General features: G+C 60.6%; 12 protein-coding genes. 11 read left to right on the forward strand and 1 reads right to left on the reverse strand.

The genetic code is table 11. The features are described 5' to 3' along the window. The 11 genes from nuoF (at position 1) to MTX36_RS04870 (ending at position 12,996) form a co-directional block, all read left to right on the forward strand. A complete protein-coding gene (gene nuoF / locus MTX36_RS04820) occupies positions 1-1,302 on the forward strand; it encodes an NADH-quinone oxidoreductase subunit NuoF (RefSeq protein ID WP_243618580.1) in 1,302 nt (433 codons plus the stop codon). Next, on the forward strand, positions 1,299-3,713 hold the full coding sequence (locus MTX36_RS04825) for an NADH-quinone oxidoreductase subunit G (protein ID WP_243618581.1): 2,415 nt from the start codon (positions 1,299-1,301) through the stop codon (positions 3,711-3,713). The genes nuoF and MTX36_RS04825 overlap by 4 nt, the downstream gene beginning before the upstream one ends. Before the next feature lie 8 nt (positions 3,714-3,721). After that, positions 3,722-4,984 carry an NADH-quinone oxidoreductase subunit NuoH gene (gene nuoH, locus MTX36_RS04830; RefSeq protein WP_243618652.1) on the forward strand — a complete coding sequence of 421 codons (1,263 nt, stop codon included), beginning with the start codon at positions 3,722-3,724 and terminating at the stop codon, positions 4,982-4,984. Continuing rightward, entirely contained in the window at positions 4,977-5,504 is a 528-nt protein-coding gene (gene nuoI, locus MTX36_RS04835) for an NADH-quinone oxidoreductase subunit NuoI (RefSeq protein ID WP_243618582.1), read from the forward strand. The genes nuoH and nuoI overlap by 8 nt, the downstream gene beginning before the upstream one ends. Then, positions 5,501-6,313, forward strand: coding sequence for an NADH-quinone oxidoreductase subunit J (locus MTX36_RS04840; RefSeq protein WP_279394180.1), 813 nt, complete (start codon positions 5,501-5,503; stop codon positions 6,311-6,313). The genes nuoI and MTX36_RS04840 overlap by 4 nt, the downstream gene beginning before the upstream one ends. Beyond that, positions 6,310-6,609: an NADH-quinone oxidoreductase subunit NuoK gene (nuoK, locus tag MTX36_RS04845; RefSeq protein ID WP_094272470.1), complete on the forward strand. Its 300-nt coding sequence runs from the start codon at positions 6,310-6,312 to the stop codon at positions 6,607-6,609. The genes MTX36_RS04840 and nuoK overlap by 4 nt, the downstream gene beginning before the upstream one ends. A gap of 1 nt (position 6,610) precedes the next feature. Further along, positions 6,611-8,503 (forward strand): NADH-quinone oxidoreductase subunit L, encoded by a 1,893-nt coding sequence (gene nuoL / locus MTX36_RS04850; RefSeq protein ID WP_243618583.1) that lies wholly within the window; start codon positions 6,611-6,613, stop codon positions 8,501-8,503. A 23-nt stretch (positions 8,504-8,526) separates the two neighbouring features. Then, entirely contained in the window at positions 8,527-10,164 is a 1,638-nt protein-coding gene (locus MTX36_RS04855; RefSeq protein WP_243618584.1) for an NADH-quinone oxidoreductase subunit M, read from the forward strand. Further along, a complete protein-coding gene (gene nuoN / locus MTX36_RS04860; protein WP_243618585.1) occupies positions 10,161-11,756 on the forward strand; it encodes an NADH-quinone oxidoreductase subunit NuoN in 1,596 nt (531 codons plus the stop codon). The genes MTX36_RS04855 and nuoN overlap by 4 nt, the downstream gene beginning before the upstream one ends. 32 nt (positions 11,757-11,788) lie before the next feature. Further along, on the forward strand, positions 11,789-12,463 hold the full coding sequence (locus MTX36_RS04865; RefSeq protein WP_243618586.1) for a lysoplasmalogenase: 675 nt from the start codon (positions 11,789-11,791) through the stop codon (positions 12,461-12,463). A 350-nt stretch (positions 12,464-12,813) separates the two neighbouring features. Then, complete coding sequence (locus MTX36_RS04870) at positions 12,814-12,996, forward strand: acyl-CoA thioesterase domain-containing protein (protein ID WP_243618587.1); 183 nt, start codon at positions 12,814-12,816, stop codon at positions 12,994-12,996. A gap of 186 nt (positions 12,997-13,182) precedes the next feature. Here MTX36_RS04870 and MTX36_RS04875 read toward each other — a convergent pair whose 3' ends face one another. Continuing rightward, positions 13,183-13,557, reverse strand: coding sequence for a hypothetical protein (locus MTX36_RS04875; protein WP_243618588.1), 375 nt, complete (start codon positions 13,555-13,557; stop codon positions 13,183-13,185). Positions 13,558-13,766 lie beyond the last annotated feature (209 nt).

Here is a 13,766-nt window from a genome sequence, read left to right on the forward strand (position 1 = left end):
ATGCCACTCGCGCCTGTACTGAGTCGGTACTGGGACGAACCCTCGTCGTGGGCTCTCGACGCGTATCTACGCCATGACGGCTATCAGGGGTTGCACAAAGCACTGTCCGGCACACCCGATTCCGTGATCGACACGATCAAGGATGCGGGTCTGCGTGGGCGTGGTGGCGCTGGATTTCCCACGGGATTGAAGTGGAGTTTCATCCCGCAGGGAGATGACAAGCCGCACTACCTCGTGGTCAATGCGGATGAATCCGAGCCCGGTACGTGCAAGGACATGCCGTTGATGATGGCGACGCCACACACACTGGTCGAAGGTGTAATCATCGCGGCGTACGCGATTCGCGCCGCGAAGGCCTTCATCTACGTCCGCGGCGAGGTTGTCCCGGTACTGCGGCGCTTGCAGACCGCTGTCGCGGAGGCCTACGCTGCCGGCTACCTCGGCCGGAACATCCTCGGTACCGGTTTCGACCTCGATCTGGTGGTACACGCCGGTGCGGGCGCGTACATCTGCGGCGAGGAAACCGCGTTGCTCGACTCCCTGGAGGGTCGCCGTGGCCAACCGCGATTGCGTCCACCCTTTCCCGCCGTCGCCGGACTGTATGCGTGCCCGACCGTGGTCAACAATGTCGAATCCATTGCCAGCGTGCCGGCAATCATCCACAACGGACCGGAATGGTTCCGATCAATGGGTACTGAAAAGTCGCCCGGATTCACGTTGTATTCGTTGTCTGGCCACGTCACGACGCCCGGACAGTACGAGGCTCCCCTCGGCATCACATTGCGTGAACTACTCGAGTACGCCGGCGGTGTGCGCGCCGGTCACACTCTCAAGTTCTGGACGCCCGGCGGGTCGTCCACACCGATCTTCACGGACGAACATCTTGATGTCGCCCTCGACTACGAGGGCGTCGGCGCCGCTGGATCCATGTTGGGCACCAAAGCATTGCAGATCTTCGACGAGACCACGTGTGTCGTTCGGGCGGTGCTTCGCTGGACCGAGTTCTACGCCCACGAGTCGTGCGGCAAGTGCACTCCTTGCCGTGAAGGCACGTACTGGCTGGTGCAAATCCTGCAGCGCCTCGAGAGTGGTTCCGGTACTGAAGCCGACCTGACCAAATTGCTCGACATCTCCGACACTATCCTCGGAAAGTCGTTCTGCGCCCTGGGCGACGGCGCCACCAGCCCGATCATGTCTTCGCTCAAGTACTTTCGCGACGAGTATCTGGCCCATTTCGATCAAGACGGTTGCCCGTTCGATCCGCACCGGTCCGTTCTCGCGACAGGAGCGTACGCGTCATGACCGCAGCCTCTGATGTAGAAACCGGCGAGGCCGCCCCTTCGGAACTCGTCACACTCACCATTGACGGCACCACAGTTCAGGTCCCCAAGGGCACGTTGATCATCCGGGCCGCCGAGATGATCGGCATTGTCATTCCCCGGTTCTGCGATCACCCCCTCCTCGATCCCGTCGGCGCATGTCGACAGTGCATCGTCGAGGTGGAAGGTCAACGCAAACCTCTGGCGTCGTGCACCGCTACGGTCACCGAAGGCATGGTGGTGAACACCCAGGTCACCTCACCTGTCGCGGAGAAGGCGCAACGCGGCGTCATGGAATTGCTGCTCATCAACCACCCGCTCGACTGCCCGGTCTGCGACAAGGGCGGCGAGTGCCCCTTGCAGAATCAAGCGATGTCGACGGGCCGAACGGAGTCCCGGTTCGGTGAAGTGAAGCGGACTTATCCCAAGCCGATTCCCCTGTCGTCGGAAGTCTTGCTCGATCGGGAACGGTGTGTCCTCTGTGCAAGATGCACCCGGTTCTCGCAGCAGATCGCCGGTGACCCTTTCATCGAACTCCTCGAACGCGGCGCCCTGCAGCAGGTCGGGATCTACGCCAACGAACCCTTCGAGTCCTATTTCTCCGGCAACACTATTCAGGTTTGCCCGGTGGGCGCACTGACCAACACGTCGTACCGGTTCCGTGCCCGGCCCTTCGATCTCGTGTCCAGTCCGAGCGTCTGCGAACACTGCGCCGACGGTTGCGCGCAACGCACCGATCATCGCCGCGGAAAGGTTCTCCGACGCCTTGCCGGCGACGATCCGGAGGTCAACGAGGAGTGGAACTGCGACAAGGGCCGGTTCGCGTTTTCCTATGCAACACAGGGTGATCGAATCACGACTCCCCTTATCCGCCATGACGACGGCACGCTGGTTCCCGCGTCGTGGCCATTTGCTCTCGACCTGGTGGCCCGAAAGTTTATCGAAGCCCGCGACAATGCCGGTGTGCTGGTCGGTGGGCGCTCAACGCTGGAAGATGCCTATGCGTACAGCAAATTTGCACGAATCGCGCTGGGTACCAACAATATCGACTTCCGGATTCGTACCCAGTCCGCCGAGGAGGCTCAATTCCTGGCTTCACACGTGGCCGGAAAGACGCTCGAAGATTCGATCAGATACGAGGACCTGGATTCCGCGCCGGTCACACTGCTGGTGGCGCTCGAACCCGAGGAAGAGTCCCCGATCATCTTCCTCCGCCTGCGCAAGGCTGCGCGTACGCGCAAAGCAGCAGTAATCTCACTTGCGCCGTACATAACTCGCGGTCTCCAGAAAATGTCGGGCCGACTACTGCAGGCTCGCCCCGGCGACGAACCTGCGGTTCTCGACGCCCTGCGCGAGCAATCCAGTGAGATCGGCATGCTCCTACGCCAACCTGGTGCCGTCATCCTCATCGGAGAAAGGCTGGGCGCAATTCCCGGCGGACTCACAGCAGCAGCGCAATTGTCCGAAGCCACCGGCGCACGACTGGCCTGGATTCCGCGCCGCGCCGGTGACCGCGCCGCAATCGAGACCGGCGCACTGCCGCAGCTACTGCCGGGTGGTCGACCGATCACCCATTCTGTTGCTCGGCAGGAAGTTTCCTCGCTGTGGGATGGCGAGATTCCCGCCGCCGACGGCCAAGATGCGGCGCAGATACTGGGATCAGCGTCGGCGCTGGGTGCACTTCTCATTGGCGGCGTCGACCTTGCCGACATGCCAGATCCAGATGCTGCAAAGGCTGCCGTCGAAGCGGCAGGCTTTGTGGTCAGCCTCGAAATTCGGCACAGTTCGGTCACGGAACTGGCGGACGTCATATTCCCGGTAGCTCCGGTTGCCGAGAAACCGGGAACATTCGTTGATTGGGAAGGCCGCAAGCGTCCCTTCGATACGGCCCTGCGGACAACCGGTGTAATGCCGGACCAGCGAGTCCTGCACGCGATTGCCGCCGAGATGGGATTGGATCTCCGGCTACCCGATGCCGCCGCCGCGCGCGCAGAAATCGGCAAGCTCGGAAAGTGGTCTGGCGAGCGCGTTCCGGCACCTCCGTCATCACCGATTGCCCCCGCCGAGCCGAAACTGGGTGAAGCCATTCTGGCCAGCTGGCACCTACTTCTCGATCTCGGCCGACTCCAGGACGGTGAACCAAACCTGGCCGGCACAGCGCACGCTCCCGTCATCCGATTGTCTGCAACGACGGCCGCCGAGATCGAAGCCGAGGAGGGCCAGCCGGTTTCTGTCAGCTCGGAACGCGGGACGATCACGTTGCCGTTGGTGATCACCGATATGCCACGTCGAGTTGTCTGGCTCCCCCTCAACTCACCCGGCAGCGCGGTCAACCGAACGCTGGCCGTTTCCCCCGGTGGCGTCGTCAGGATCTCGAAGCAGGTGCCATCATGAGCGGGTATATGTCTGCCCCGGCTGACCTTTCGGCCTACGGCCACGATCCTCTGTGGTTGATAGTCGCCAAAGCGCTGGTCATCTTCGTGTTCCTCCTGCTCACCACGCTGGTCGCCATCTACGCCGAACGCAAAGTCATGGCGCGCATGCAGATGCGTGTCGGACCGAACCGCGTGGGTCCGCGGGGCATGCTCCAGAGCCTGGCCGACGGAGTCAAACTTGCTCTCAAGGAAGGCATTACGCCGGCCGGCGTCGACAAACCGATCTACATGCTTGCCCCGATCATCGCGGTGGTGCCGGCGTTCATGGCGTTCGCCGTTGTTCCTTTCGGTCCGGAAGTATCGATCTTCGGAACCTGGTCGCCGCTGCAACTGACAGACCTCCCGGTCGGAGTGCTGTACATCTTGGCAGTCACGTCGATCGGCGTGTACGGCATCGTGCTCGCCGGCTGGTCGTCCGGTTCGACGTATCCACTCCTCGGCGCACTGCGATCCACGGCGCAGGTCATTTCCTACGAAGTTGCGATGGGGTTGTCGTTTGCCGCCGTATTCCTTTATGCCGGAACGATGTCCACGTCGGGAATCGTCAGCGCACAGGAGGGCACGTGGTACGTCTTCCTGCTTCTCCCGTCGTTCCTGATCTACGTGACGGCAATGGTCGGCGAGACCAACCGCGCACCGTTCGACCTCCCCGAGGCCGAGGGCGAACTGGTGGGCGGATTCCACACCGAATACTCGTCACTCAAATTTGCGATGTTCATGCTCGCCGAATACGTGAACATGGTAACCGTCTCGGCGCTGGCCACGACACTATTCCTCGGCGGCTGGCATGCACCGTTCCCCCTCAACCTGTGGGACGGGGCAAATTCCGGGTGGTGGCCAGTTCTGTGGTTCATCGGCAAGGTCTGGTTCTTCCTCTTCGTGTTCATCTGGCTCCGCAGCACGCTCCCCCGATTGCGCTACGACCAGTTCATGAATCTGGGTTGGAAGATCCTCATCCCGGGAGCATTGGTGTGGGTCATGACAATCGCGACGGTGCGCGCATTCCGCAATGCCGGCTACAACACGTGGTTGGTGCTGCTGTGCGTCGGCGTTGTTCTCGGCATTGCATTGCTCATTCTGGTGGCCAACGTCTTCCGCAGTCGTCGCCGGGAAGTCGGCTCCGGACCTGAGAAACCTCTCGAATCCCGACCTTTCGATCCGATGGCCGGTGGGTTCCCTGTCCCGCCGATGCCAGGTCACACTGCTCCCTCGGAGGACTCCCATGCCTGAATTCCTCGGACCACTCGCCGGATTCGGCGTAACACTCTCCACCATGTTCAAGAAGCCCGAAACCGAGTTCTATCCGGAGGAGAAGCGCCCCACGGCGCCGGGCTATCACGGTCGCCACCAACTCAATCGTTACGCCGACGGACTCGAAAAATGTATCGGCTGCGAACTCTGCGCCTGGGCGTGTCCCGCCGACGCGATCTACGTCGAAGGTGCCGACAACACCGAGGAAGAGCGGTTCTCCCCGGGTGAGCGGTACGGCCAGGTGTACCAGATCAACTACCTGCGGTGCATCGGTTGTGGACTGTGTGTGGAGGCCTGCCCAACCCGGGCACTGACCATGACCAACGAGTACGAGATGGCAGACGACAATCGCGCTGATCTGATTTACGAGAAGGACCAACTGCTCGCGCCGCTCGAGCCCGACATGGATGCTCCGCCGCATGCACTTCGTCCCGGAACCACTCAGGACGACTACTACCGCGGCGACATCGGTGCTGCTGGCCAGGAGCCGGAACAATGATCGCGGCGGCAGTCACCACAGTGCTCGCCGACGGGGCCCTCGCACAACAAACCATGGTGTCGACGTCGACGGGCGAGGCCGTACAGTTCTGGATTCTCGGCACACTGGCAGTCATCAGCGCACTCGGCGTCGTCGCTGCACCCAAAGCTGTGTATTCAGCACTGTTCCTGGCGATGACGATGATCATTCTGGCCGTGTTCTACATGGTCCAGGGCGCACTGTTTCTCGGTGTCGTCCAGATCGTCGTGTACACGGGCGCGGTGATGATGCTGTTCCTGTTCGTCCTGATGTTGGTCGGCGTGGATTCCTCGGATTCGCTGGTCGAGAGTCTTCGCGGGCAGCGTGTGAGTGCCATCGTTATCGGCCTGGGTTTCGGACTGCTCCTGATCGGTGGGCTCGGCAACGCGTCGATTTCAGGGTTCACCGGGTTCACTGGGCTCGAGCAGGGCAACATCGAAGCCCTCGCCGATCTGATCTTCATTCGCTACGTCTGGGCCTTCGAATTGACTGGTGCACTGCTGATCACGGCAACCCTCGGGGCGATGATGCTGGCGCACCGCGAAAAGATCGAAGCGGCAATGAACCAACGAGAACTCTCCAAGCACCGTTTCAAGTACCTGAGCAGTGACGAAGACAGTCCCGAAAAAGGCTCGGCCACACCATTGCCCAGCCCCGGTGTCTATGCGCGCCACAATGCCGTCGACATGCCGGCGAGGCTTCCCGACGGTTCGCACTCGGATATCTCCGTCAGTAGCGCACTGACGCCGCGCAGACCGTCGCAGCACCTCGGAGAGGAGAACGATCGATGAATCCCGAGAACTATCTCTATCTGTCGGTTCTACTGTTCACGATCGGCGCTGCCGGAGTTCTCCTGCGACGCAACGCTATCGTCGTCTTCATGTGCGTCGAACTGATGCTCAATGCCGCCAATCTTGCGTTTGTCACCTTCGCGCGGATGCACGGCAATCTCGACGGCCAGATCTTCGCGTTCTTCACCATGGTCGTCGCTGCTGCCGAAGTGGTTGTGGGCCTGGCAATCATCATGATTATCTTCCGATCTCGGCGTTCTGTATCCGTCGACGACGTAGACCTGCTGAAGTACTGATATGTCAGGAGGAATCACGTCCGCCGTCTGGTTACTGCCTGCACTGCCGCTGTGCGGCGCTGCCGTCCTACTACTTGCCGGTCGCCGCACCAATGTGTGGGGGCACCTGTTCGCGTGTGTGATGGCGCTAGCATCGTTTGCCGTTGCCGTGGCGTTCTTCATCAGCATGCTCGGCCGCGATACCGCCGAGCGGAGCATCGACGAGCACCTGTTCAGTTGGGTGCCGGTTGAGAGCTTGCAGGTCGAGTTCGGACTCCAATTGGACCAGCTGTCCATGTGTTTCGTACTGCTCATCACGGGTGTGGGATCGCTGATCCACATCTACTCGGTTGGGTACATGGCCCACGACCCGGAGCGTCGTAAGTTCTTCGCCTACCTCAATCTGTTCCTCGCGGCGATGCTGTTGCTCGTCCTCGCCGATAACTTCCTCGGTCTCTACGTCGGCTGGGAGGGCGTCGGATTGGCGTCGTACCTGCTTATCGGATTTTGGCAGCACAAGCCCACCGCGGCGACTGCAGCCAAGAAGGCGTTTGTGGTCAACCGGGTGGGCGACGTCGGACTGATGATCGCAATGATGTTGATGTTCAGTACGTTCGGATCGCTCTCGTTCAGCGATGTGTTCGGCAATGCGTCGGCTGCTAGCGAGGGCGTGCTGACGGCAATCGGTCTGATGCTGCTCCTCGCAGCCTGCGCAAAGTCGGCCCAGGTGCCACTGCAGTCGTGGCTCGGCGACGCGATGGAAGGCCCCACCCCGGTGTCGGCGCTGATCCACGCGGCAACGATGGTCACCGCGGGTGTATACCTGATCGTGCGTTCCAACCCGATCTTCGATCTGGCGCCCGACGCCCAAACTGTTGTTGTGATCGTCGGTGCCGTCACCCTCCTGTTCGGGGCCATCATCGGTTGCGCGAAGGACGACATCAAGAAGGCGCTGGCCGCGTCCACGATGAGTCAGATCGGATATATGGTTCTAGCTGCCGGTTTGGGCCCTGCCGGATATGCATTCGCGATCATGCACCTACTGACGCACGGATTCTTCAAGGCCGGTCTCTTCCTCGGCGCTGGTTCCGTGATGCACGGGATGAACGACGAAACGGATATGCGGCGTTACGGCGGACTCCGCGCGTTCATGCCTCTGACGTTTATCACCTTCGGGCTCGGTTACCTTGCCATCATCGGTGTTCCGCCGTTTGCCGGCTTCTTCTCCAAGGACAAGATCATCGAAGTTGCCATCGGCGAAGGCGACCTCAAGGGCATCGTTCTCGGCATCGTCACCCTGCTGGGTGCCGGACTCACCGCGTTCTACATGACGCGCGTGATGCTGATGACCTTCTTCGGAAAACCTCGCTGGGAAAACCAGGAACCCCACGAATCCCCCGCTGTGATGACGTCGCCGATGATCCTGCTCGCCGTGGGCTCCGTTGTCGGGGGAATTCTGCTGACCGTCGGATCCAGCTTGCAGAACTGGCTCGAGCCCGTTGTCGGATCACATCACGTCGAGCCGCCGATTCCGGCGTGGACCATCACCGTGCTGGCGCTCGTCGTCGTTGCGGCCGGCGTCGGAGTTGCCTACCACGAGTACGCCACTCGGGAAATTCCCCGGGACGCGCCCACTTCCGTTTCCCCACTGACCGTCGCGGCACGCCGCGACCTGTACGGTGACGCCTTCAACGAGGCGGTGTTCATGAAGCCCGGCCAACAACTTACTCAAGCCTTGGAAGTGGTCGACACCAAGGGCATCGATGGCGTGGTGAACAGCTTCGCCGTAGTCATCACCGGGCTGTCGACCCTTGTCCGCAGGCTGCAGACCGGCTTTGTTCGTTCATATGCCCTGGTGATGTTTGTCGGGGCAACACTGGTAGTCGCGACGATGATGGCGGTGACACTGTGGTGACCCAACTTGTGGCGACTCAACTAATGACCACCGAGACCGTTGCGAACAGCGACTTTCCCGCGCTGACTGCCTTGTGGTTGCTCCCCCTCGTGGGTGCCGCAGTAGTCGTCGCGCTGCCGGCTAGGTCGCATCAACTCGCCAAATACGTCGCGCTCGCAATGTCTTTGTCCGTACTGGTGATCGCGGTTGTTCTCGGAAGCAAATTCGACCGCGGCGGAGAACAATTCCAGTTTGTCGAGAGGCACAGTTGGATTCCCGCCTTCGGAACCAGCTACACACTCGGATTGGACGGCATTGCACTGGTTTTGGTGCTCCTGACCGCAGTCCTGGTACCACTGCTCCTGGTTGCCGGTTGGCATGATGTTCCCGCGGTTCCGCTCGATACTCCGGATGCCGAGCCACGACGCCTTCCGCATACCTACTTCGCGCTGATCCTTGTTGTCGAGTCGATGGTCCTGGTCTCGTTCAGCGCGCTCGACGTCCTTCTCTTCTACATCTTCTTCGAGGCAATGCTGATCCCGATGTACTTCCTCATCGGAGGTTTCGGCGGAGCCAACCGATCACGCGCAGCGGTGAAGTTCCTGCTGTACAACCTGCTCGGCGGCTTGGTCATGCTCGCGGCTGTCATCGGACTCTACGTTGTCACAGCCCGTGCAGAAAGCCCGTTCAGTGCAGGCACTTTCGATTTTCGGGCGATCGCGACTGCGGCAGCAAACGGCGATCTGGGTGTCGGACCGGGTGTTCTCAACGCGTTGTTCCTCGGATTCATGTTCGCGTTTGCTGTCAAGGCGCCGCTCTGGCCACTACACAGTTGGTTGCCGGATTCGGCGGTGGAATCCACGCCGTCAACCGCCGTTCTGATGATGGCCGTCGTGGACAAGGTGGGCACCTTTGCGATGATCCGCTACTGCCTGCAACTGTTTCCGGAGTCATCGGCAACTTTCGCTCCGTGGATCATCGCCCTTGCTGTCGTCGGAATTGTCTACGGCGCAATCCTGGCGATCGGGCAGACCGACATCATGCGACTCATCGCCTACACATCGATATCGCACTTCGGGTTCATCATTCTCGGGATCTTCGCGATGACCACTCAAAGCCAAGCCGGATCGACGCTCTATATGGTCAATCACGGAATTTCTACGGCGGCACTGTTCTTGATCGCGGGTTTCCTTGTCTCCCAGCGAGGTACACGAGCAATCGCGGCGTACGGGGGCGTCCAGAAAGTCGCCCCGGTTCTGGCCGGCACCTTCCTGGTTGCCGGACTCGCAACACTGTCCCTACCGGGACTCGCGCCGTTCATCAGCGAATTCCTGGTTTTGATCGGCACGTACTCGCGCTATCACGTAGCCGCAATTATTGCGACGCTCGCACTGGTCTTGTCCGCGATCTACATCCTGTGGCTCTACCAGCGTGTGATGGGCGGACCCGAGAAGGAAGGGTCCGACAAGATTCGAGATCTGGTGCGCCGCGAAATCATCGTCGTGGCGCCATTGCTCGCGCTACTCCTCTTCCTTGGTATCTACCCCAAGCCTGCTCTCGACATCATCACCCCCGCAGTCAGTCACACGTCCGTCGATCAGGTTCCGACGCCTGTAACAGTCGATCAGGTACCGACACCGCTTGTCACTGATGCCAACGCCGACGGAGGTGCCCACAAATGAGTTCCTTCGACAACCTGACACTTCTCAGTGAAGCCGCCAACCATTCACCCAGTATCGAATACGGCCTACTTTCGCCCATGTTGATCGTGTTCGGGGTAGCGGTAGTGGGCGTGCTTGTCGAAGCATTTGCACCACGCGGCGTGCGCTATCCCGTCCAACTGGTTCTCGCGGTCGGCGGATTGGCAGCGGCATTTGTTGCCGTCGTCCTGCTGGCGGGAACGAAGTCCGTGGCCATGATGGGTTCTGTTGCCGTTGACGGCCCAACCTTGTTCTTACAGGGCACAATTCTGCTGGTCTCGATTCCCGCGGTACTGCTTGTTGCTGAACGCGGATCGGGAAACACCGTCCCCGAATCGCCGAATCACGACGCTCTCGGGAGCTTCACACCGCAAGCGTCGAGTGTCCCGGGAAGTGTTGCCGAGCAGGAAGCCACCAAGGCCGGGATCGCTCAGACCGAGGTATTTCCGCTGACACTGTTCGCTGTGGGCGGGATGCTTCTGTTCCCTGCTTCCAACGACCTCCTGACGATGTTCGTTGCGCTCGAAGTGTTTTCGCTGCCGCTGTACCTGCTGTGCGGACTGGCGCGGCGACGCCGTCTCCTGTCGCAAGAAGCTGCAATGAAATACTTTCTGCTGGGAGCATTTTCGTCGGCGTTCTTCGTCTTCGGAATTGCCATGCTCTACGGCTACGCGGGCACCGTCGATCTCGCGGGGATTGCCGACGCCGCCCGTATCGGCACGGAGAACGACTCCTTCCTGTGGCTCGGCACCGGTCTCGTCGCGGTTGGCCTGCTGTTCAAAGTCGGTGCGGTGCCATTCCATTCGTGGATCCCGGACGTGTATCAGGGTGCACCCACTCCGATCACCAGTTTTATGGCCACGGCCACCAAGATCGCGGCGTTCGGGGCCATCCTGCGAATCTTCTACGTGGCACTGCCCAACGAGTATGTGAATTGGCGTCCACTCATGTGGGGCGTCGCGATACTCACAATGGTTGTTGGTTCGATTGTCGCTGTAACCCAGACCGACATGAAGCGAATGCTTGCATACTCTGCCATCGCACATACCGGATTCATACTGACCGGTGTTGTCGCCGATTCCGATGCGGGACTATCTGCGACGATGTTCTATCTCCTCGCCTACGGTTTCAGTACCGTAGGCGCCTTCGCCGTTGTCAGCCTTGTCCGGGACGCCGACGGTGAGGTTGCCGAACTCTCCCGCTGGGCCGGATTGGGTAGGCGCTCACCACTTATCGCGGCCGTGTTTGCACTGTTCCTTCTGGCCTTCGCCGGAATCCCTTTGACCAGTGGGTTTATCGGGAAGTTCGCAGTGTTCCGTGCGGCTGCGGAGGGCGGCGCCGTTCCTCTCGTGATTGTCGGCGTCCTGTGCAGCGCGATTGCCGCGTACTTCTACGTCCGTGTCATCGTGCTGATGTTCTTCACCGATCCGACGGACGACGCTCCGACCGTGGTTGTTCCGAGCTCCCTCACCAGTAGTGTCATCGGCCTCGGCGCGGGTGTAACTCTCATCCTCGGCGTCCTCCCCCAGCCCGCACTCGACCTCGCCGAGCGCGCCGCGGAGTTCATTCGCTGAGTGGCGCCACGCATGCCCGATACTCTCAGACAATGACGAAGGACATGAGTCTCGATAACCGCAGTACCCGGCTATCCGACACGATGCGGAGCCCGTGGTTCATTGCCTTCGCCATTGTCGCCGTCGCGCACCTGACCCTCAATGCGGCGGACGCGTCACCGTGGGACGGCATCAGCAAAGTTATGCTCGCTCCACTACTGGCCGCCTGGGTTGTCGCCGATCACGGCCCGCGCATTGTCGCGGCAGCACTCATCGCCTGCGCCTTCGGCGATTTTTTCCTCATCTGGGATGACACATTCATCGTCGGCATGGCCGCCTTCGCAGTCGGCCACATCTGCTTCATCCGATTCTTCATCTCCCGCGGTGCACTGACGGAAGTGCGCCGCAACCCGTGGGTTCTCATCGCCTACACGGCCGCGGCAATCGCGCTCGTTTGCTACACGTGGTCTGGCTTGGGTGATCTCACGATCCCCGTCCCGATCTACGCTGCGATCCTCGTCGGCACGGCAGCAACTTCATTGGCTTACAACCGGATTGCGGGATTGGGCGGTGCACTGTTTCTCGCCTCGGACGCGATGATCCTACTGGGACAGGCAGACAAATGGCGACCTGAGCCCGCCGATATCTGGATCATGACCACCTACATCCTCGCCCTACTGCTCCTGACAATCGGTATCCTCAGCCGCGAACGCCAGACATCGGTGTGACGACCTCGAACCACACGATGCAAGCCTCGGATCAACAGAGCAAAAAAGGGACGTAGCCGGGACAGTGACCAAGCATTACGGAACTGACATGCCCAAGCAAGAGCATCAAGTCACTTCACTCACTGTTTGGCACTCGAGGGCCGCGTCGACCAGTCCGTTCTCTACGAAGTGACACGCCAACACGAGGGTCGATCCTTCGCAACACCTTCCGTCATCGCACGCCAGTTGTGGGGGTGTCGCCACCGCCTTGCGCCCGCACTCACCTCCTACGCTACCGACATCACCCTCATCGGAATCGCATTGCGGCCGGTCGACGACCTGCGCCAACTCGGGAAACGAAACCTCTGCACGTGCGCGGTCACCTCACACAATCTCTGGTTCACCGACCCTTCACCACCGACTCCTGGCTCCTGCTGCGCCAGCACAGTCCACTGTCGGTTCACAGCCGTTGCTACGGCCGTGGCGACATTTTCACCGAAGACGGCAACCTTGTCGCCTCGTATGCCCAAGAAGCCCTTGTTCACCTACCGTGACATCGGGTCCGGATGGCACAGACCAACCTGAGGAGTAACATGAGTTCAAATATACTGTCCGACAGTACTTTTCAGGCGATACCCGAGACAGGCGCCCATCGAGTCATTCAATGAGCCACCGGCAACATCGGTACCCGTTTCCCTGCGCGGCGTCATTGAACATTCGAACCTGGAACTGGCTGGTGTCTAAGCCTTTTCAGTCGACAAGACCGGACTCGACGCCGGGAATTGTGCAGCATCGCGAACTCCGGGGTAATCGCGACTGACTGTATCGACCACGCCATCGGGCAGAGGGCGGATTGTGCGCTCCACATGCCAGGCCAGTTCAACGCCGACGCCGTCTGCCGAATTGATGAAACTTCGATCCACTGCCCGGGCGGCAGCACCGGACACGTAGCCGAGGCACTCCCCCTGGTACCGAAATCGATTCAGCGTCAACTCAACCATCCTGTGATCGGCGAATTCGCCGATCTTTCCCAACGCAATTCGCCCGGCATCCTCTTCGATGCCATGGGATTCGGTCGGACACCGGCCGACTTCGACGAAAACCGAATTGCACACGTGCGATCCAGTTCCAGCCCCTCTCTGCACCTCGTAGCCGAATCGATCGGTATGCCACTCGATTCCCTCGAAGCCCACGAAGAACTAGCCATACAATCCACATTGCCGCCGGGACACTGGAGTCGGGCACCGTTGTCGCTCAACGGATCACCGTGACAGGCAAGCGCCCGCCGTGAGCTGCTGAGTTTCTGCACAACGTCGTAGTACAC

The sequence above is a fragment of the Rhodococcus sp. ARC_M6 genome (assembly GCF_022810305.1).
Taxonomy (GTDB): domain Bacteria; phylum Actinomycetota; class Actinomycetes; order Mycobacteriales; family Mycobacteriaceae; genus Rhodococcus_F.

Coding starts and splice junctions, on each gene's coding strand:
- nuoN (WP_243618585.1), top strand. CDS start 10,161: ATGAGTTCCTTCGACAACCTGACACTTCTCAGTGAAGCCGCCAACCAT.
- MTX36_RS04840 (WP_279394180.1), top strand. CDS start 5,501: ATGATCGCGGCGGCAGTCACCACAGTGCTCGCCGACGGGGCCCTCGCA.
- nuoL (WP_243618583.1), top strand. CDS start 6,611: ATGTCAGGAGGAATCACGTCCGCCGTCTGGTTACTGCCTGCACTGCCG.
- nuoI (WP_243618582.1), top strand. CDS start 4,977: ATGCCTGAATTCCTCGGACCACTCGCCGGATTCGGCGTAACACTCTCC.
- MTX36_RS04825 (WP_243618581.1), top strand. CDS start 1,299: ATGACCGCAGCCTCTGATGTAGAAACCGGCGAGGCCGCCCCTTCGGAA.
- MTX36_RS04865 (WP_243618586.1), top strand. CDS start 11,789: ATGACGAAGGACATGAGTCTCGATAACCGCAGTACCCGGCTATCCGAC.
- MTX36_RS04855 (WP_243618584.1), top strand. CDS start 8,527: ATGACCACCGAGACCGTTGCGAACAGCGACTTTCCCGCGCTGACTGCC.
- nuoK (WP_094272470.1), top strand. CDS start 6,310: ATGAATCCCGAGAACTATCTCTATCTGTCGGTTCTACTGTTCACGATC.
- nuoH (WP_243618652.1), top strand. CDS start 3,722: ATGTCTGCCCCGGCTGACCTTTCGGCCTACGGCCACGATCCTCTGTGG.
- nuoF (WP_243618580.1), top strand. CDS start 1: ATGCCACTCGCGCCTGTACTGAGTCGGTACTGGGACGAACCCTCGTCG.